The following is a 19,300-nucleotide window of genomic DNA, read 5'->3' as shown; positions in this document are numbered from 1 at the left end:
CGGATAGGCGTGTTTATCAATAAATTTGATAATCTTCGCAATCGCCACCGTGCCTGCCGCCATGTCCTGCCCGAGCCGCCACCGTTTGCCCGCCCGATGCCCGGGAGCTTTTGCATGAGCCCGAAGACCGTGCTCTACGTCGAGGACGACCCGCTCAACGTGATGCTGATGCAGGGCATCCTCGACCTGGGCGCGGGCTGCCGGCTGCGCGTCGCGCGCAACGGTGCCGAGGCGCGCAGCGCCGTCGCCGCGGCCGATGTGGACCTGCTGCTGTGCGACCTGCGCCTGCCCGACGTTGCCGGCGACGCGCTGCTGGCCGAGCTGCGTGTCGCCGGCCTGGCCAGCGGCGTGCCGGCCCTGCTCGTGACGGCCGAGTCCGAGGACGTGGCGACCCGGCTCGCCCGCGCGGGCGGCTTCGACGGCTGCTGGACCAAGCCGCTGGACGTCGCCGCGACGCTGCGCAGCCTGGCGCACTGGCTCGGCCATGACCCCAGACCCGGCAGTTGACCGCTTGCTACTCATCGAAAGCTTCGGCGGGTCAAGACCTTGGTGCTGGCGCGGCGTTCACCACTTCGGTGAGCAGCGCTGCAAGCCCGCTGGCCTGGCGCTTCGGCCCGCTGGCCGCGTTGCTTCTCCTCGTGGGCAGCAGCCCACTTCGTCGGCGCGCCTTGCCAGCCGGCCGCCTCGCCAGGCCCTCGGGCTTGCCCAACTGCCGGATCTAGGGTGACACAAATCTTTGCGCGTCGGCCACACGGCCTTGCGTGAGGGGCGCGATCCTCCGGCCCAGGACACCGGAGACCGCCGATGATGAACCGCCGCTTCGTGCTCGGCACGGGCGCCGCGCTCGCCGGGGCCATGATGCTGGCCCGGCGTGCCCACGCCGCCGCGCCGGCGGGCGCGCCGCTGAGCGCCGACGAGCGCGCGCTGCATGCGCTGAACCGCCTGGGCTACGGCCCGCGCCCGCAGGATGCCGCCGCCATCGCCGCGCAGGGCGCCGGCCCCTGGCTGGAGCGCTTCCTGGCCGAGCAGCTGGAGCCGCGCCGCCTGCCGCAGCCCGAGGCGCTGACGCAACGACTGGGCGGCATGCAGCTGCTCGGGCTCGGCCAGGCCGAACTCCTCGGCCGCTACCGCGACGCGCTCAAGTCCGCCCGCGAGGCCAGGCGCGAGCAGGCCCGGGGCATGAAGCCCGACGCCGATGCGCTGAACGCGGTGCGCGAACAGGTGCGCCCCCTCGTTGCCGAGGCCGCCACCGCGCGGCTGGCGCGCGCGCTGCAGAGCCCGGCCCAGCTCGAAGAGGCGCTGGTCGAGTTCTGGTTCAACCACTTCAATGTGTTCGCCGGCAAGGGCTCCGTCAGCGTGCTCGTGGCCGACTACGAGCAGCGCGCCATCCGCCCCTTCGTGCTGGGGCGCTTCCGCGACATGCTGGGCGCCACGGCCCGCCACCCGGCGATGCTGACCTACCTCGACAACGCGCAGAGCGTCGTCGCCGGCTACCGGCCGCCGCAGCGCGCGCGCCACCTCCTGGCCGGGCGGCCCGAGCTCAAGGCCCGCGTGCCCACCGGTCTGAACGAGAACTACGCCCGCGAGCTGATGGAGCTGCACACGCTGGGCGTGGACGGCGGCTACACGCAGCGCGACGTGACCGAGCTCGCGCGCATGCTGACCGGCTGGGGCCTGGACTCGCGCAAGGCCCTGGTCGATGCGAATGGGGCTCAGGGCGACCTGTTCGCCTTCGACCCGCACAAGCACGACGCCGGCGACAAGACCTGGCTCGGCGAGACCGTCCGCGGTGCCGGCCAGGCCGAGGGCGAGCATGCGCTGGACGTGCTGGCCGCCCATCCGGCCACGGCCCGCCACCTGGCCTGGCAGTTCGCCCAGGCCTTCGTCGCGGACGAGCCGCCGCAGGCCCTGGTGGCGCGTCTGGCCGGCAACTTCAAGGCCAGCGGCGGCGACCTGCGCGAGCTGACGCGCACGCTGCTCCAGTCCGACGAGTTCTGGAGCCGCGAGGCCTACCAGGCCAAGTTCAAGACGCCCTACCAATACCTCGTGTCCAGCCTGCGGGCGCTCGACCTGCCGCTGGATCAACCGCAGCCGCTGCTGGCCGCGCTGGCCCAGGCCGGCCAGCCGCTGTACGGCGCGCAGACGCCCGACGGCTACAAGAACACCGCCGCCGCCTGGCGCAACCCCGAGGCGCTGACGCAGCGCGTGCAGCTCGCGACGACGCTGGGCCGGCGCAGCGGCGTCAGCGCTGGCCAGCTCGGCACGACGCTGGGTGCCTCGCTGAGCGAACCCACGCGCCGCACGCTGGCCACCGAGCCCGTCGGCCAGCAGGTGGCCCTGCTTCTGGCCAGCCCCGACTTCATGAAACGGTAGTCACGATGCTGCGTCGCCAACTCCTCCATTTCGGTGCCTTCACGCTGGGCGGCCTGCCCGTGTCCCTGGTCCACGCTCAGGGCGGGGCGCAGAAGAAGTTCGTCGTCGTGCTGCTGCGCGGCGCGGTGGACGGCCTCTCGGTCGTCGCGCCCTTCGGCGAACGCGAGTACGCGGCCAGCCGCCCGCAGATCGCGCTGCCGCCGCCGGGCGCGGACGACGGCCTCATCAGGCTCGACAGCCTGTTCGGCCTGCACCCGGCGCTGGCGCCGCTGAAGCGCCACTGGGACGGCGGCCAGCTCGCCTTCGTGCATGCCAGCGGTTCGCCGGACCCGACCCGTTCCCACTTCGATGCGCAGGACTATTTCGAGTCCGGCACGCCGGGCCGCAAGTCCACGCCCGACGGCTGGATGAACCGGCTGCTGATGGCCCTGCCCGGCGAGCCCAGCCCGACCCGCGCGATCAGCCAAGGCAGCACGCCGCCGCGCATCTTTGCCGGCACGGCCAGCGTCGCCAGCCTGGGCCTGGGGCCGGACGCGATGCAGCGCCGCGCCATCGATGACCCGCAGCTGCAGGCCGGCCTGGCCAGGCTCTATGCCCACGACCCCCAGCTCGGCAGCACGTTGCGCGACACCACCGAGGGTCGCGGCGAGATGGCGCGCAGCATGGCCGCCGGCGACGCGCCCGCGATGGACCCGAGCGCCGACGCCGGTGCGCCGTCTGCCCGCAGCTTCGCGGCCGACGCGCGCCGGCTGGGCACGCTGATCCGCAAGGATCCGCACACCCAGCTCGCGTTCACGGCCGTCGGCGGCTGGGACAGCCACGTCAACCAGGGGGCGGGCAAGGGCCAGCTCGCCAACCGCCTGGCCAGCCTCGGCGCGGGCCTGGACGCGCTGGCCAGCGGCCTGGGCGACAGCCTGAAGGACACGGTCATCGTCGTCGCCAGCGAGTTCGGCCGCACGCTGCGCCAGAACGGCAACGGCGGCACCGACCATGGCCGCGGCAACGTGATGTGGCTGCTGGGCGGCCCCGTGGCCGGCGGCCAGGTGCTGGGCGAATGGCCGGGCCTGGACCGCGCCGCGCTGGCCGACGGCCGCGACCTGGCCGTGCGCACCGACTTCAGGCAGGTGCTGGCGCCGCTGCTGCAGCGCCACCTGGGGCTGACCGAAGCCGCGCTGGCGACGGTGTTTCCGCAGGGTCCGCAAACTTGGCGTTATGCGGAAAGGCTGCTGCGCGGCTGAGGGGCGCGTGTCGCCCACGAGTCAACGGGAGAACGAGATGCTGAGAACCGCCATCCCCTGGGTCGGCCTGTGCCTGTGGGGCGCGGTGCTGGCCTACTGCTTCCTCGTCGCGGTCGGGCCCTGAACTGCTCCGGGGGAGAATGCCCGCATGCCCATCCTCGATGTGTGCTGGGTCGGCGCGCTGCCGGCCGATGCCGCTGAACTGGCGTCGCGCCTGGCCGACGCCGCCGGCGACGCGCTCAACGCCGCGCCCGGCCGGGTCTGGGTGCGTCTGCACCCGCTTCCGGCCGAGCACTACGCCGAGAACGGCGGCCCGGTGCCCGGCGCGCCGCCGCTGTTCGTGCGCATCCTGCATGCCCGCCCGCCGGCCGGCGCCGCGCTGCAGGCCGAGGTGGCGGCGCTGACGGCCGCGCTGGCCCGGGCCAGCGGCCGGCCCGCGGAGCGCGTGCATCTCGAGTACGCCCCGGCGGGGGCGGGGCGCATGGCCTTCGGCGGCCGGCTCGCCGGATAGCCGGACTGTCCGGACGCTGTCCGCGGACAGCGTCCGCAGCGCCAAGTCCTTGATCCGCCTGGGGCGGCCGCCTGGCACAGGGCTTGCGAAATGACCGGCATGACCACCGGCTTCCGCGACACCTCCGAGCAGGACCGCCCGCTCCCTCCCCAGTCCCGGCGTCGGCCGCTGCTGATCGCGGCCGGCCTGGCGGCCCTGGCCGCGCTGGCGCTGCTCGGGGGCGGGCGCGTCAGGCAGATGCTGTCCGCGGACTCGGCCGTCAGCGCCGCGCGGCTCGGCATCGCCACCGTCGACGTCGCGCCGCTGACGCGCGACGTCGCGGGCGAGGGGCGGGTCGTCGCCGCGCAGAGCCCCACGCTTTTCGCGCCCGGCGCCGGCACGGTGACGCTGGCCGTGCAGGCCGGCGACCCGGTCAGGCGCGGCCAGGTGCTGGCCCGCGTCGACTCGCCCGAGCTGGCCAACCGCCTCGCGCAGGAGCGCAGCAACGCCGACGCGCTGCGCGCCGAGCTGGCCCGGGCCGAGGTCGAGGCCCGTCAGCAGGCGGCGGCGCTGCAGAGCGCGTTTGATGTCGCCCGCATCGACCAGCAGACCGCGCAGAACGACCTGGCCCGCCAGACCCAGGCCTTCGAGGCCGGCGCCACGGCGCGCATGCAGGTCGAGCGCGCCCAGGACGCGCTCGCCAAGGCCAGGCTGGCGCTGGACCAGGCCCGCGACCTGCGCGGCCTGAAGACCGACAGTCTCAAGCTCGACGTGCAGGCCAGGCAGAGCGCGCTGGCCCGCCAGCAGCTGCTGGTGGCCGACCTGGAGCGCCAGGTCGCCGAGCTGCAGGTGCGCTCGCCGGTGGACGGCCAGGTCGGCCAGCTCTTCATCGCCGACCGCAGCAACGTCGCCCGCGACGCCAGGCTGCTGTCGGTCATCGACCTGTCGGCGCTGGAGGTGCAGATGCAGGTGGCCGAGAGCTTCGCCCGCGAGCTGCAGCCCGGCATGCCCGGCGAGATCACCGGCAACGGCCAGCGCTGGGCCGGCCAGGTGAGTTCGGTGTCGCCCGAGGTCGTCAACGGCGAGGTGGCCGCGCGGCTGCGCTTCGCCGGCGCCCAGCCCGGGCAGCTGCGCCAGAACCAGCGGCTGTCGGTGCGCGTGCTGCTGGACCGGCGCGACAAGGTGCTGGGCGTGGCGCGCGGCAGCTTCGTCGACGAGGGCGGCGGCGGGTATGCCTATGTGGTGCGCGGCGGCTATGCGGAGAAGGTCGCCGTCAAGCTGGGGGCGAGGTCGCTGGAGCGGGTCGAGGTGCTGTCGGGGCTGTCTGCCGGGGATCGGGTCGTCATCTCGGGGTCGGACAACTTCAAGGGTGCGGAGCGCGCGCTCGTTGCGGATTGAGGGTTGGGCGTGATGAGCAATCAGGTTGCTTTTGCTGAGAGCCTTTCGACTCTCTGCTCCGCCGCGGGAATCCTGCCATTCCGCTTGCAGGCGGAATGGCCTTCGCCAGGCACAAGGCAGCCCGCAGTGGGCTGCCTTGTGTCCGGGCTCAGCCCCGCGATGGCGGGTGACTTTTCTCTGTCGCGCCGCAGAAGAAAGCTACCCCGCCGCCGGGCGGGACTCCCGGCACCGTGCCACTAGGCAAGCGCCACGCAGACACGCCGAACGTCCGCAAGGCTGGACGCCAACAAGCTACCGAGTGAACAGGACACCCACCATGCTCCAGATGGAAAAACTGCAGAAGGTCTACCGCACCGAGATGGTCGAGACCTATGCGCTGCGCGACTTCAACCTCACCGTCAACGAGGGCGAATTCGTCGCCGTCACCGGCCCGTCGGGCTCGGGCAAGACCACCTTTCTGACCATCGCCGGCCTGCTCGAAGCCTTCAGCGGCGGCAGCTACAAGCTCGACGGCATCGACGTCAGCCGCATGGGCGACGGCGAGCGTTCGGCGGTGCGCAACCGCAAGATCGGCTTCATCTTCCAGGCCTTCAACCTGATCCCCGACCTCAGCGTGCTCGACAACATCGAGGTGCCGCTGCGCTACCGCGGCTGCGCGCCCGCCGAGCGCCGCAAGCGCGCCGCCGATGCGCTGGCCCGCGTCGGCCTGTCGGCGCGCGGCCGGCACTATCCGGCGGAGCTGTCGGGCGGCCAGCAGCAGCGCGTGGCCATCGCGCGCGCGCTGGCCGGCGAGCCGCGCCTGCTGCTGGCCGACGAGCCCACCGGCAACCTCGACAGCGCGATGGCGCGCAGCGTGATGGAGCTGCTGGAGGAACTGCACCGCGACGGCGCCACCATCGTCATGGTCACCCACGACCCGCAGCTGGCCGCGCGCGCGCAGCGCAATGTGCACGTCATCGACGGCCAGGTCGTCGATCTCGCGGCCGAACTGACGGTTTGAGCGCAATGCGTCGACCGATCCTCGTCCTCGCGCTGCTGGCCGCCACGATGGCGGCGCGCGCCGACGACCTGCTGCAGGTCTGGGCCCAGGCCCGCGCGGCCGACCCGCTGCTGCGCCAGGCCGCGGCGCTGGCGGGTGCGCAGGAGGCCTCATCCCGCGAGGCGCGCGCGGCCCTGCTGCCGCGGTGGAGCCTGCAGCGCAGCGACCAGCGCGACAACGGTGGCAAGCGCTCGAACACGACGACCAGCAGCCTCAGCCAGACCCTGGTCGACCTCGCCGCGCTGCGCGAATGGGACGCCAGCCGCAGCCAGGCCTCGGCCCAGGCGGCCCGCCTCGCCGCCGCCGAGCAGGCCGCGCGGGCGCGCGTCGCCGAGGCCTATTTCGGCCTGCTGTCGGCCCAGGCCCAGCTCGCCACCGCACGGGCCAACGAGGACGCCTTCGACCGCCAGGTCAACGAGGCCGAGACCCGCTTCAAGGCCGGGCTGTCGGCCCAGGTCGAGGCCGACCAGTCGCGTGCCTATCGCGAGCTGGCCCGCTCCAGCACGCTGGCCGCCGAACTGGCGCTGGCCGACGCCCGCGAGGCCCTGGCCCAGCTGACCGGCGCCGCCGCGCCCACGCTGCAGCCGCTGCGCCGCGACCTCGCCGCCCAGCCCCTGCCCGACGATGCCGATGCCTGGGCGCGCCGCGCCGAAGCCGCCAACCCCGGGCTGCGCGCGCTGCAGCTCGACGTGCAGGCCAGCGAGCAGCGCATCGCGTCGGCCCGCGCCGGCCATCTGCCGACGCTGAGCCTGGGCCTGGACACGACGCGCCAGCGCGGCGACGGCGTGCCGCTGTCCGACGCGGGCCGCACGCCCACGCAGCTGGCGCTGCGCCTGAGCGTGCCGCTGTTCTCCGGCGGCGCCACCACGGCCGCGGCCGACCGCGCCGGCTTCCAGCGCGAGGCCGCGCGCGAGCAGCTGGAGGCCGGCCGCCGCGCCGTGCTGCGCGAGGTGCGCGCCGAGCACCTGGCGGTGGGGCAGGGCGCCGCGCAGCTGCGCTCGGCCCAGTCCGCCGTCGCGGCCGCCGAGCGCGCGCTGGGCGCCACCCGCACCGGCCTCGCGCTGGGCACGCGCAGCACCACCGACCTGCTGCTCGCCATCCAGACCCTGGGCGCCGCGCAGAACGCGCAGGCCCAGGCCCGCCACCACCATGTGCTCGCGCTGCTGGCCCTGCACCAGGCCGCCGGTTCGCTGGGCGACGCCGAGCTCGCCGCCGTCAATTCCCTGTTGGAGACACGCTGATGTTTCTGCACTACCTCGAACTCGCTGCCCGCAGCGCCCGTGCCTCCAAGGGCCTGTCCGCGCTGATGGTGCTGGCGCTGGCGCTGGGCATCGGCGCCTGCATGACGACGCTGACCGTCTACCACGTGCTGTCCGGCGACCCCATCCCGGCCAGGAGCGCGCGGCTGTTCAATGTGCAGCTGGATGCGGCCGACATGGTGGGCTACAAGGCCGGCCAGGAGCCGGTGTTCGACCTGACGCGCTTCGATGCCGCGGCGCTGCTGCGCGACCGGCGCGCCACCCGCCAGGCCATGATGAGCGGCACCAATGTCGCGGTGTCCGTGCCCGACAGCCAGGTCAAGCCCTTCTTCGCCGGCACGCGCTACACGTCGGCGGACTTCTTCGCGATGTTCGACGCGCCCTGGCAGTTCGGCGGCGGCTGGAGCGCGGCCGACGACGAGGCCGAAGCGCGCGTCGCGGTGATCTCGGCCGCTCTGAACGACCGCCTCTTCGGCGGCGCCAACAGCGTCGGCCGCGAGCTCATCGTGCGCGGCCAGCCGCTGCGCGTCGTCGGCGTGCTCAAGCCCTGGAAGCTGCAGCCGCACTTCTACGACGTGACGCTGGGCAGCTACACGGAGACGGAGGACCTGTTCCTGCCCTTCTCCACGGCGATGCTGATGAAGCTGGGCCACTGGGGCAATATGGACTGCTGGGGCAAGGGCGGCAACGGCGGCTCGCCCCTCGACCTGAACGCGAGCTGCTCCTTCGTCCAGTATTGGGTCGAGCTCGACAGGCCCGAGGACGCCGCGGCCTACCGCGACTACCTGGTGCGCTATTCCGACGCCCAGCGCGCCGCCGGCCGCTACGAGCGCCCGAGCAATGTGCGGCTGCGCAACGTCATGCAGTGGCTGGACGCGCAGAAGGTGCTGCCCGCCGACGTGCGGCTGCAGACCTGGCTGGCCTTCGGCTTCCTGCTGGTCTGCGTCGTCAACATGGTCGGCCTGCTGCTGGCCAAGACGCTGCGCCGCGCCGGCGAGATCGGCGTGCGCCGCGCGCTGGGCGCCACGCGCGGCGCGATCTTTGCGCAGTTCGTCGTCGAGGCCGGCCTGCTGGGCCTGATGGGCGCGCTGCTCGGCCTGGCCCTCGCGCAGGGCGGCCTCTGGCTGGTGCGCCACAGCCCCAGCGACTACGCCCGCCTCGCCGAACTCGACGCCCCCATGCTCGCGCTGACGCTGGGCCTGGCGCTGCTGGCCAGCCTCTGCGCCGGCCTGCTGCCGGCCTGGCGCGCCGCCCTCGTCACCCCCGCCGTTCAATTGAAAGTCTCATGACTTGCGTGCCAGACCGCCCGAGCGAAGCGAGTAGCTCTGGCATCAACTGATTGGGAATCTGATGTCCTCTTCCTTGACCTTGCCCGCCGACCCGCCCCGCGCCGGCCTCGGCTTCCTCGCCGGCCTGCGCACGCAGCTGTCGGACCTGGGCCCCATCCTGTCCACGCTGCGCCGCCACCGCATCGCGGCCGGCCTCATCGTGCTGGAGGTGGCGCTGAGCTGCGCCATCGTGACCAACGCGCTGCACCTGATCCAGACCCGCCTCGACCACCTCGGCAGCGCCAGCGGCCTGGCCGAGTCCGAGCTGGTGGTGCTGAATGTGCGCGGCAGCACGCGCACCGCGCCCGAACTGGTGCCGGGCATCGTCGCGCAGGACCTGGTGCGGCTGCGCGCGCTGCCCGGCGTGCAGGCCGCCACGTCGGCCAACCAGATCGTCTTCGGCAACAACAGCAACAACAGCGGCGTCGCGCTGGAGCCCGGCAACAAGGCCGGGCGCATCGTCGCGTCGCAGTACAGCGGCGACGAGCAGTTGCTGCCCACCTTCGGGCTCAAGCTCGTCGAGGGCCGCAATTTCACGCCCGACGAGGTGCTGGACGGCTTCAAGGCCTTCGACACGGAGGAGCCCCGCATCGGCCAGGCCATCATCAGCAAGGCCATGGCCGAGAGGCTCTTCCCGGGGCGTTCGGCGCTGGGCCAGTCCATCTATGTGTTCGGCAATGCGCCGACCACGGTCGTCGGCGTCGTCGAGACGCTGACCCACCCGCAGATGCACCTGGCGCGCGGCGGCAGCGGCAGCGAGAACGGCAACGGCAGCTTCGCGATGCTGTTCCCGCTGCGCGACGGCGGCAGCTATGTGCTGCGCACCGAGGCCGGCCGGCGCGACGCGCAGATCAAGGCCGCCACCGCGGCGCTGGAGCAGGCCGACCCGAGCCGCGTCGTCACGCAGGCCCGCACGCTGACCGAGATGCGCTCCAATTTCTACGCCCAGGACCGCGCGATGGCCTGGCTGATGGGCGGCGTCTGCGTCGCGCTGCTGCTCGTCACGGCCATGGGCATCGTCGGCCTGGCCAGCTTCTGGGTTCAGCAGCGCACCCGCATGATCGGCACGCGCCGCGCCCTGGGCGCCACCGAAGGCCAGATCCTGCGCTACTTCCAGCTCGAGAACCTGCTGCTGACGACGACCGGCATCGTCATCGGCCTGGCCGGCGCCGTGGCCCTGGGCCAGCTGCTGATGCAGAGCTACGAGCTGCCGCGCCTGCCCTGGGCCTATCTGCCCGTCGGCGCCGTGGCCCTGTGGCTGCTGGGCCAGGTCGCCGTCTGGGTGCCGGCCCGGCGCGCGGCACGGCTGTCGCCGGTGGCGGCCCTGAGGAGCTGATGCCGGCCTCCACGAAAGGCGGTGCGATTCAGTCGCGCAGCGCGCCAGCTTCGGCCAGCATCTGTCCCTAGTTTTTGGGGGTAATGCCCGCCCTTGAAATGTCTTCGCTTGCTCCTACCTCCGATGCGACCTGCTGGATGCCCCCGGCCGGTGAACATTACTGAACGGAGATCAAGCCATGTTCAACTCATTGCTGACCCATCCGAACGGCCTGTTCGGACAATTTGACCGCCTGCACCGCGAGCTCGACGAGATCTTTGGCATCTCAGGGCTGCCAACCAGCATTCGCTCGGTCGCTACCGGCACCTTGCCGCAGATCAACGTCGGCCGCACGCCGCAGAGTGTGGAGGTGTACGCCTTCGCCCCCGGCCTGGACGCCAACAAGATCGAAGTCACCCTTGATCGCGGCGTGCTGCGCTTGGTCGGCGAGCGGGTGCCGCCCGCGTCCGGCAGCGAGCGCCAGCGCTTCTATGCGCGTGAGCGCGCCACCGGCCGCTTCGACCGGACTGTCGCGCTGCCAGACGACGTCGATCCCGACCAAGTCAAGGCCAGCTACCGCGACGGCGTGCTGCAGGTGAGCATCGCCCGTCGCGAAGCAGCGCAACCCAAGCGCATCGCCATCCAGTAATCGCCGCTTTGAAGGAGTCAACATCATGAGCAAGGAGATCACTCAAAGCCAGGAGCCTCAAGCGGCTCTGGACGCCTCTGCCTCCGAGCGGGCGGCCGCGCCGGCTGTGGACGTCTTCGAGGACGAAACCGGCATCACGCTGCTTGCTGATATGCCGGGCGTTCCACGCGAACAGTTGGAGTTGCACGTCGAAGGCGATTCCCTCCTGATCGAGGGGCGCGTCCAACCACAGACGCCGAACGGCCTGGAGGCCATCTATGCCGAACTGCGTGTGCCGTGCTACCGCCGCAGCTTCACCCTCAGTCGCGAGCTCGACACGTCCAAGATCGACGCCAACCTCAAGGACGGCGTGCTGACGCTGCGCATACCGAAGCAGGCGCATGCGCAACCGCGGCGAATCGCCGTCAACGCGGCGTGACCGGAGGGCCGAAACCATGACCCATCTTGCAGAGCAGTTGAAACATGGCGCCGGCCAAGCCTGGGAATCGCTGACGGAGGGCTGGCGCGAACTGGGCTCTCGAGCCGGCAACGCATTGACGCGTTTCTGGAACGACGCCGACGAAGCGCAGCCTGCCAATGCCGATGGCGGCAGGCCGAGCGTGGCTGGCAAGCCTGATCGCTGGCTTCCCCCGGCACGCTGGTCCTTTATGGCGGTGGACGTTTACGGTGCGCATGACAAGCTGGTGGTTCGCATTGAAGCGCCTGGCATGGCGCGCGAGGACTTCCAGATCGAGATGAGCTCGCCGGAGATGCTCAGCGTGCTCGGACGCAAGCGCTACGACCGAGAACACACGGACAGCAGCTATGTGCTGGTGCAATGCGCGTACGGCACCTTCCGGCGGGACATCCAATTGCCGGCGCCGGTGGACGTCGAGCGTGCAAAGGCCACCTATGAGGCCGGGGTGTTGCGCATCGAGCTGCCTCGGCACGAGCTGGCTTCGCACCGCCGCATCGAAGTGCATACGGCGTGACCTCGCGGCGTCGCCGTACGGCCCTCACGGCAGCTCGCCCGGCGCGCGTGCCGTGAGGGCCAAGCTCTTGTCCTTCTGGAACCGCCTCCACCGATTCGGATGAGGAACTGAATCATGGCCAAGTTGAATGCTTGCATCGCTGCGTCAGGGCGCTCGCCACGTTCGCGCCCGTGCATGACGCCATCCCAATTCCGTGCCTACCTGCTCGCGCGCGAGACGCTGCGCCGCATCCGGCATGCGGCCTCGGCCTCGATTTCGGGATCAACAGAGACGCGGAAATGAGCATCGAGTGCTACCGCATCAAAGTGCCTGAGGGCAGACGGCTGACGGGCTTCACGGTCGCCGGGCAGCGCGTACCCCTTCTGCCGGGCGAGTACCACGTCCACCGCCTGCGGCCCAAGGCTCCGTTGATCGGCGGAACCGCGTTGCGGTTCGTGGGCGCTGATGGATGCGGCAACGATGTGCACATCAAGCTGCCCGACGGCGCTGACGTGAGCAAGGCGTTGTGTGTTGAAGTGCAGCCGGCCGAGGGCGTTTGATTCCAGCATCGCCCAGGGTTCGGGCCTGAGGACTCAAGTGGCGCTTTGGCTGGTACCTGTCACTGTGCGCCGCAGATGGCTGTTTCCTGCCTGAAGATGCGTCATTGCTGCGCTGCCGCGGCCAGCAATTTCTGGCCGCCAGCACAATCCGCTCTCTGTCCCCGAATGAACGTCCCAGCTGCCCCTGCTGACGCTTGTCCAGCTTGGCATATTTGAGCGCCCTCTGCGGCTGTCTGCGGCCCTGATGCAAACCGAATGCGCCTGCCTAGCTCCTGCCTAGCGCCAGCCTTGCGCCAGCGTCCAGGCTGCCGTCAGCATCAGCAGCGCGCCGACCGCACGCCCCGTCGTCACCTGGGCGCCCGCGCTGCCGGCCAGCCAGCCGCGCACGCGGCCGGCGGCCAGTGCCATGCCGCCGTAGACCAGCAGCTGGGCCGCCGCGCCGATCAGGAAGAGAACGAAGCCCTGCAGCGCGACGCGGCCCTGTTCCGGCCGGATGAACTGCGGCACGACGGCCAGGCAGAAGAGGTAGGCCTTGGGGTTCATCAGGCAGGTCAGCACCGCGCGGCCGAAGGTGGCCGGCAGCGGGCGCGATGCGCCGACCTGCACGGCGCCCAGCGCCGCGGCGCCGCGCCACAGCTGCCAGCCCATCCACGCCACATAGAGGCCGCCGGCCATCAGCAGCGCGTTGAACAGCGTGGGCCAGGTGCTCAGCAGCAGGCTGAGCCCCAGCGCGCTGGCCAGCACATGCACGAAGCCGCCGACGACCATGCCGGCCACGGCCGCAAAGCCGGCGCGGGCGCCGTCGGCCAGCGCGCTGGCGAGCACGAAGGCCATGTCCATGCCGGGCAGCACGATGATGCCGAAGACGAGCACGGCCTAGTCCACTGCGTCGGGGAAATGGCACCCCCGCGAGGACCAAAGCGGGCCCAATCAAGGCGCGAGGCGCCGCCGGGCTTGGGCCCCGGCAAGGCCGAGCAACGCGGAGTGGGCCCGCTTTGGTCCTCACCCTGCGGGCCGGGGCGTGCCGGCGGGCATGCGGCGTTGCGGGTTCCGACCCGCCTCCTCCTCGCGCCTTGCCTGCCCGCCGGCACGCCCCGGCGGGGGTGTCATTTCCCCGACGCAGTGGACTAGAGCCAGAGGTGGGTGTAGGGGGTGGTGTCCATGCCGCGCAGTCTGGGCGGCAGCAAGGTCAGGGCTTGTCAGCAGGCCCCGGCGGCAGCGTTCGATAGGGCAGGGGCGGCGTGGCGCCGATGGCGACGAGGGCCAGCGCCTGCTGCACGTCGGGCACGGCCCGCGCGGCGGCTTCCAGCGCGGCGCCCTGGTCGGCCCGCGCGACGCAGCCTTCCAGGTAGACGACGCGGCCCTGCACCGTCAGCCACAGGCTGCTCGGGTGCAGTGCGGGCGTGGCGGCGAGGCGCTCGCGCAGCGCGGCGGCAATGCGCGTGTCGTAGCGGTAGGCATTGGGCTCGCTGCATTCGCCCTTGAGCCAGCAGCTCGTGCCGCGCTCGGCACGGTGATGGGCCTGCACGCGCGCCTCGGCGGCCGTGATGCGCGGGCCGAGCGGCTCGGTGCAGCCGGCGATGTCGGCCGAGAGCTGCTCGAAAGGGTCGCCGAAGCGGTTGAGCAGGCTCGCGTCATCGGCGCCGCCGGCGAGCAGCAGGGCGATCCACAGCTTCATGCGGCCGATTCTGGGCCGCCCGGTTATCGTTGGCTTCCCAGCAAACCCGGCCTGCCCTCCACCGTGTCCCATCAGGAACTGCCCCACAGCTTCAAGCTGCTGACGATCTGGCTGCTCGTCGGCCTCGTCGTCTTCCTCGGCTTCAAGGCCTGGGAGCGCGAGCGCGCGGCGAGCCGCTTCCAGCTTGCCGGCCAGACCGTCGTGCTGACGCGGGCCGACGACGGCCATTTCCACTGGCCCGGCCGCGTCGGCGACATCGAGGTCGACTTCCTCGTCGACACCGGCGCCACGGCCACGGCCCTGCCGCAGAGCCTGGCCGAGCGCGCCGGCCTCAAGCCGCTGGGCGCCGTGCGCACGCAGACGGCGGCCGGCACCGTGCAGGGCTTCGTCGCCAAGGCCGATCTGAGCCTGGACGGCGGCGTGCGCGCGGACCGCCTGACCGTCACCGTGCTGCCGACGCTGGGCGCGCCGCTGCTCGGCATGGATGTGCTGGGGCGGCTGCATTTCACGCAGAAGCCCGGCGAACTCCGCATCGAACCCCAGCCATGATCCGCGCGCTTCTCCTCGCCCTGTTCGCCCAGGTCACCGTCAACGCCCACGCCGCCTGCCCGCCCCAGCCCGTGCAGCCCACGGCCGAGCAGTCCGCGCGCTGGGCCGCCGCGGCGCCGGACCGCGGCCTGCTGTGGCGCATCAGCCGCGGCGGCCACAGCAGCTATCTCTACGGCAGCCTGCACGTCGGCCGGGCCGACTGGGCCTACCCCGGCCCGGCGCTGCGCCAGGCCTGGGCCGACACCGAGGTGCTGGCCGTGGAGCTGGACCCGGCCGACGTCGGCCCCGCGCTGGCGGCCCTGCCGCAGGCGGAGCCGCTGCCGCCGGCCCAGGCGCGGCGCATCGAGGCCCAGGCCCGCGCGGCCTGCCTGCCGCCCGGTGCGCTGGCCGCGCTGCCGGCCATGCTGCAGCTCAGCACGCTGACGCTGCTTGAGGCGCGCCGCGACGGCTTCGACGCGGCCTTCGGCCAGGACCTGATGCTGCTGGCCTGGGCCAAGGAGGAGCACCGGCCGGTGCAGTCGCTGGAGAGCGTGGACGAGCAGCTGGCGGCGCTGGAGCCCGAGGCGGCCGGGCTGCCGGCCCTCGTCGACGGCACGCTGCGCCAGCTGCAGCGCGGCCAGATGCGTGCGCCGCTGCGCAGGCTGGCCGCCAGCTGGTCGCGCGGCGACCTCAAGGTTCTGGCCGACTACCCGCGCTGGTGCGCCTGCGCCGACAGCCCGGCCGAGCGGGCCTGGCTGCGGAGCGTCAACGACGAGCGCAACACCCAGCTCGCCGCCCGCATCGATGCGCTGCACGGCGCCGGCCAGCGCCTGCTGGTGGCCGTGGGCGCGCTGCACATGAGCGGCCCCGAGGCGCTGCCCCGGCTGCTGGCGGCGCGGGGTTTCGAGGTGCAGGCCCTGCTGCCCGCGAAGTAGCATCGGGTCCACAGAGGAGACGCCATGACCGACAGCAGCTTCACCAAGTTCGTGCCCGGTTTCGAGTTCCTGCAGGGCCTGGTCAAGAACGCCGGCTCGGCGCTGCCGGGCATCGGCCAGTGGGTCGCGCCCACGCTGAACCCCGAGGAACTGGCCAAGCGCATCGAGGAACTGCGCACCGTGCAGTTCTGGCTGGAGCAGAACGCGCGCATGCTGGCCGCCACCATCCAGGCGCTGGAGGTGCAGCGCATGACGCTGTCGACGCTGAAGAGCATGAACGTGCCGCTGGCCGAGCTGCGCGACAGCCTCAAGCTGCCCACGGGCATGGATGCGCCGGCCTGGCCCGGCATCCCGCCCGAGATCGCGGCCGCCGCGGCGCCGGCGGCCCAGGCTGCGGCCAAGACGGCCGTGAAGGCCGCCACCAAGACCGCCAAGGTGGCCGCCAGGACGGCCGGTGATGCCGCCAAGGCTGCCGCGGCCAACCCGGCCGCCGCCATCGACCCCACGCAGTGGTGGACGGCGCTGAGCCAGCAGTTCACGCAGCTGGCCACGTCGGCGCTGAAGGACACCGCCACCGACGCGGCCCGCAACCTCGCCGGCAGCCTCGTCAAGCAGAGTTTCGACGCCGCCAGCGACACGCTGCGCAAGGCCGCGACCATGCCCGGCGCCGTCGTCGGCAGCGTGGCCAAGGGCCTGGCCGGCGTCGCGCCCGGCGGCGCCACGCCACCCGCCCCGGCCCGCAAGCGCAGCCCTGCGGCCAGGCGCAAGGCCTGAAGGAGCCACGGCCGCGCCCCCCGCTGCGGGTGCACGGCCGAGGCCCGACGCGCATGGCCGCACCCCGCATCCCGCCCATCCAGTGCCTGCAGGCCTTCGAGGCCGTCGCGCGGCTGCGCAGCGTCAGCGCCGCGGCCGAGGAACTGGCCGTCACGCCCAGCGCGGTCAGCCACCGCATCCGCCAGCTGGAGTCGCAGCTGGGCTTCAAGCTCTTCGGGCGCGATTTCGTGCTCGGCGACGAGGGCCAGGCCTATCTGCCCTCGGTGCGCCAGGGCCTGGCCGCGCTGCAGAGGATCCCGGGCGTCGACGGCGTGCGGCCGCAGGCCGTGCGCCTGCGCCTGGCCGTCACGCCGACCTTCTCGCGCCAGATCCTGCTGCCGCGGCTGGCGCTGTTCCGCCACGCCAACCCGGAGGTCGAGCTGGTCATGCAGGTGGCCATCCCGCTGGCCAATATGAAATCCGAGGACGCCGACCTGGAGATCCGCTTCGGCACCGGCGACTACCCCGGCCTGGAGAGCCGGCGCGTGCTGACCGACGAGCTGACGCCCGTCTGCAGCCCCGACTATCTGCACGAGCACGGCCCGCTGGAGGGCTTCGACAACGTGGCCGACATCCGCCGCGCCCACCTGATCCGCAGCCCGCTGGCGCCGTGGAGCACCTGGTTCGAGGCCCACGGCCTGCAGCTGGACGAGCCGCGCGTCGGCGCGCAGTTCAACGACCTCGGCCTGGTGCTGGACGCCGCGGCGGCCGGCTTCGGCGTCGCGCTGATGCGCATGAAGCTGGGCGCGTCCTGGCTGGACTCGGGCCGCCTGCTGCGGCTGTCGCCGCGCACGGTGAGCTCCAGCTTCCACCACTATCTGTGCTGGAAGCCGGGCACGCTGGAGCGCTGGGAGTGCGCCGCCTTCGTCGAGTGGCTGACGCGAGCCTTGGCCTGACGGGCCGCTGACGCCCGGCGTCCGGGGCAACCCTGTGTCGGGCCGGCCGGCTGAAATTTCTTCACGCGGCCGTGTCGCAGGATTCACACCGCTTCAGGCCCGCCGCCGCCACCATCCCGCCCCAGTTCCTGCCCGCTGCCGGCGCGGCAGCAAGCATTCAAAAAACCGGAGACGACGATGGTCTGGCAACAGGTCTACAACCCTTTCGACAATATGGGGCTCAGCACCCTCGTGGCCGCCGTGCCCGTGGTGGTCATGCTGCTGGGCCTGGGCGTGCTGCACTGGAAGGCCCACATGGCCGCCGCGGCCGGCCTGCTCAGCGCCTTTTTGATCGCGGTGTTCGCCTTCGGCATGCCGGCCGGCATGGCCGGCCGCGCGGCGCTGCTGGGCGGGCTGACGGGCCTGCTGCCCATCGGCTGGATCGTGCTCAACATCATCTTCCTGCACCAGCTGACCGAGAAGAACGGCAGCTTCCAGGTGCTGCAGGACTCCATCGCCGGCATCACCCAGGACCGCCGGCTGCAGCTGCTGCTGATCGCCTTCGCCTTCGGCGCCTTCTTCGAGGGCGCGGCCGGCTTCGGCACGCCGGTGGCCGTCACGGCGGCCATCCTGATCGGCCTCGGGTTCTCGCCGCTGGCAGCCTCGGGCCTGTCGCTGATCGCCAACACCGCGCCGGTGGCCTATGGCGCTTTAGGCACGCCGGTCATCACGCTGGCCAAGGTGCATGGCTACGACCTGATGGCCGTGTCCGGCATGATCGGCCGCCAGCTGCCCTTCTTCTCGCTGCTGGTGCCGTTCTGGCTGATCTGGGCCTTCGCCGGCCGCAAGGCGATGTGGGAGATCTGGCCGGCCATCCTCGTCACGGGCCTGTCCTTCGCGATCCCGCAATACCTCGTCAGCAACTTCATCGGCCCGGAGCTGGTGGACGTGATTGCCGCGATGTGCTCGATGGTGGCGCTGGTCGGTTTCCTGCGCGTGTGGCAGCCGCGCCGCATCTGGACCTCGGTGTCTCTGCGCGGCCATGAGCAGGACGGCGGCGAGGCCAAGCCGGCCGTCAAACCCACGGTGCACCCGCGCGCGGCCGTCGTGAGGGCCTGGACGCCCTGGGTCATCCTGACCGTGTTCGTCTTCGTCTGGGGCCTGCCGGCCACCAAGGCGGCGCTGAACGGCGTCTTCGCGCCCAAGTTCACGATCGACGGCCTGCACAAGCTGGTCGAGAAGGTCGCGCCCGTCGTGCCCAAGCCCACGGCCGAGGCGGCGGAGTATGTGTTCGGCCTGCTGTCGGCCACCGGCACCGGCATCCTGCTGGCGGCGGTCGTCGGCGGCCTCGTCATGGGCTACCGCTTCGCCGGCCTGCTGCGCTGCTTCGGCCAGACGGTGTGGCTGGTGCGCATGTCGCTGCTGACCATCGTGCTGATGCTGGCCCTGGGCACGTTGACGCGCTTCAGCGGCCTGGACACGACGCTGGGCCTGGCCTTCGCCAACACCGGCGTGCTCTACCCCTTCTTCGGCACGCTGATGGGCTGGCTGGGCGTGGCCATGACGGGCTCCGACACCGCCAGCAACGTGCTCTTCGGCGGCATGCAGAAGGTGGCGGCCGAGCAGCTCGGGCTGAACCCCAACCTGATGGGCGCGGCCAACAGCGCCGGCGGCGTGATGGGCAAGATGATCGATGCGCAGTCCATCGTCGTCGCGTCCACGGCCACGCGCTGGCAGAACGGCGAAGGGCCCATCCTGCGCTACGTCTTCTTCCACTCCATCGCGCTGGCGGCGCTGGTCGGTGTCTTCGTCACGCTGCAGGCCTATGTGCCGCCCTTCACCTTGCTCGTGCGTTGAGCGGGCTACAGTCGG

Annotated in this window: 20 protein-coding genes; 18 read left to right on the top strand and 2 right to left on the bottom strand. The window is 72.0% G+C overall.

Annotated features, from left to right (window positions below; translation table 11 throughout):
- Positions 1-114: 114 nt before the first annotated feature.
- The 13 genes from NYP07_RS16965 (at position 115) to NYP07_RS16905 (ending at position 12,599) form a co-directional block, all read left to right on the top strand.
- Positions 115-507 carry a response regulator gene (locus tag NYP07_RS16965; protein WP_268152517.1) on the top strand — a complete coding sequence of 131 codons (393 nt, stop codon included), beginning with the start codon at positions 115-117 and terminating at the stop codon, positions 505-507.
- Between the two features lie 297 nt (positions 508-804).
- Positions 805-2,373, top strand: a complete 1,569-nt coding sequence (locus NYP07_RS16960; RefSeq protein ID WP_268152515.1) for a DUF1800 domain-containing protein — start codon at positions 805-807, stop codon at positions 2,371-2,373.
- 5 nt (positions 2,374-2,378) lie between these two features.
- Positions 2,379-3,611, top strand: a complete 1,233-nt coding sequence (locus NYP07_RS16955; RefSeq protein WP_268152514.1) for a DUF1501 domain-containing protein — start codon at positions 2,379-2,381, stop codon at positions 3,609-3,611.
- A gap of 148 nt (positions 3,612-3,759) precedes the next feature.
- Positions 3,760-4,122 (top strand): tautomerase family protein, encoded by a 363-nt coding sequence (locus NYP07_RS16950; RefSeq protein WP_268152512.1) that lies wholly within the window; start codon positions 3,760-3,762, stop codon positions 4,120-4,122.
- A gap of 99 nt (positions 4,123-4,221) precedes the next feature.
- Positions 4,222-5,499 carry an efflux RND transporter periplasmic adaptor subunit gene (locus NYP07_RS16945; RefSeq protein ID WP_268152510.1) on the top strand — a complete coding sequence of 426 codons (1,278 nt, stop codon included), beginning with the start codon at positions 4,222-4,224 and terminating at the stop codon, positions 5,497-5,499.
- A 316-nt stretch (positions 5,500-5,815) separates the two neighbouring features.
- A complete protein-coding gene (locus tag NYP07_RS16940) occupies positions 5,816-6,499 on the top strand; it encodes an ABC transporter ATP-binding protein (RefSeq protein ID WP_268152508.1) in 684 nt (227 codons plus the stop codon).
- A gap of 5 nt (positions 6,500-6,504) precedes the next feature.
- Positions 6,505-7,779: a TolC family outer membrane protein gene (locus NYP07_RS16935; protein WP_268152506.1), complete on the top strand. Its 1,275-nt coding sequence runs from the start codon at positions 6,505-6,507 to the stop codon at positions 7,777-7,779.
- Positions 7,779-9,086 (top strand): ABC transporter permease, encoded by a 1,308-nt coding sequence (locus tag NYP07_RS16930; RefSeq protein WP_268152504.1) that lies wholly within the window; start codon positions 7,779-7,781, stop codon positions 9,084-9,086. Before NYP07_RS16935 ends, NYP07_RS16930 begins: the two co-directional genes overlap by 1 nt.
- A 61-nt stretch (positions 9,087-9,147) precedes the next feature.
- Positions 9,148-10,461 (top strand): ABC transporter permease, encoded by a 1,314-nt coding sequence (locus tag NYP07_RS16925; protein WP_268152502.1) that lies wholly within the window; start codon positions 9,148-9,150, stop codon positions 10,459-10,461.
- A gap of 178 nt (positions 10,462-10,639) precedes the next feature.
- Positions 10,640-11,089 (top strand): Hsp20/alpha crystallin family protein, encoded by a 450-nt coding sequence (locus tag NYP07_RS16920; protein ID WP_268152500.1) that lies wholly within the window; start codon positions 10,640-10,642, stop codon positions 11,087-11,089.
- A gap of 25 nt (positions 11,090-11,114) precedes the next feature.
- Positions 11,115-11,507 (top strand): Hsp20/alpha crystallin family protein, encoded by a 393-nt coding sequence (locus NYP07_RS16915; protein ID WP_268152498.1) that lies wholly within the window; start codon positions 11,115-11,117, stop codon positions 11,505-11,507.
- Between the two features lie 16 nt (positions 11,508-11,523).
- The gene (locus NYP07_RS16910) at positions 11,524-12,060 is read left to right on the top strand and encodes an Hsp20/alpha crystallin family protein (RefSeq protein ID WP_268152496.1); all 537 of its coding nucleotides are present in this window, start codon (positions 11,524-11,526) and stop codon (positions 12,058-12,060) included.
- A gap of 170 nt (positions 12,061-12,230) precedes the next feature.
- Positions 12,231-12,599 carry a hypothetical protein gene (locus tag NYP07_RS16905; RefSeq protein ID WP_268152494.1) on the top strand — a complete coding sequence of 123 codons (369 nt, stop codon included), beginning with the start codon at positions 12,231-12,233 and terminating at the stop codon, positions 12,597-12,599.
- Positions 12,600-12,875: 276 nt separating this feature from the next.
- Here the strand turns inward: NYP07_RS16905 and NYP07_RS16900 are convergent, their stop codons facing one another.
- Positions 12,876-13,472, bottom strand: coding sequence for a LysE family translocator (locus tag NYP07_RS16900; RefSeq protein WP_268152492.1), 597 nt, complete (start codon positions 13,470-13,472; stop codon positions 12,876-12,878).
- A gap of 316 nt (positions 13,473-13,788) precedes the next feature.
- Positions 13,789-14,277: a BON domain-containing protein gene (locus NYP07_RS16895; RefSeq protein WP_268152490.1), complete on the bottom strand. Its 489-nt coding sequence runs from the start codon at positions 14,275-14,277 to the stop codon at positions 13,789-13,791.
- Between the two features lie 63 nt (positions 14,278-14,340).
- Between NYP07_RS16895 and NYP07_RS16890 the strand changes: the two genes are divergently transcribed.
- The 5 genes from NYP07_RS16890 to NYP07_RS16870 all read left to right on the top strand — a co-directional run bounded on the left by NYP07_RS16890 (position 14,341) and on the right by NYP07_RS16870 (position 19,285).
- Positions 14,341-14,826, top strand: coding sequence for a retropepsin-like aspartic protease family protein (locus NYP07_RS16890; protein ID WP_268152489.1), 486 nt, complete (start codon positions 14,341-14,343; stop codon positions 14,824-14,826).
- Positions 14,823-15,740, top strand: coding sequence for a TraB/GumN family protein (locus NYP07_RS16885; RefSeq protein WP_268152488.1), 918 nt, complete (start codon positions 14,823-14,825; stop codon positions 15,738-15,740). The genes NYP07_RS16890 and NYP07_RS16885 overlap by 4 nt, the downstream gene beginning before the upstream one ends.
- Before the next feature lie 24 nt (positions 15,741-15,764).
- Positions 15,765-16,514 (top strand): PhaM family polyhydroxyalkanoate granule multifunctional regulatory protein, encoded by a 750-nt coding sequence (locus tag NYP07_RS16880; protein ID WP_268152486.1) that lies wholly within the window; start codon positions 15,765-15,767, stop codon positions 16,512-16,514.
- A 53-nt stretch (positions 16,515-16,567) separates the two neighbouring features.
- Complete coding sequence (locus NYP07_RS16875) at positions 16,568-17,449, top strand: LysR substrate-binding domain-containing protein (protein WP_268152485.1); 882 nt, start codon at positions 16,568-16,570, stop codon at positions 17,447-17,449.
- 177 nt (positions 17,450-17,626) lie between these two features.
- Complete coding sequence (locus tag NYP07_RS16870; protein WP_268152483.1) at positions 17,627-19,285, top strand: L-lactate permease; 1,659 nt, start codon at positions 17,627-17,629, stop codon at positions 19,283-19,285.
- Positions 19,286-19,300: the final 15 nt, after the last annotated feature.

This window comes from Pelomonas aquatica, assembly GCF_026712205.1.
Taxonomy (GTDB): domain Bacteria; phylum Pseudomonadota; class Gammaproteobacteria; order Burkholderiales; family Burkholderiaceae_C; genus Pelomonas; species Pelomonas aquatica.
This window is presented reverse-complemented; position numbering and strand designations above follow the sequence as displayed.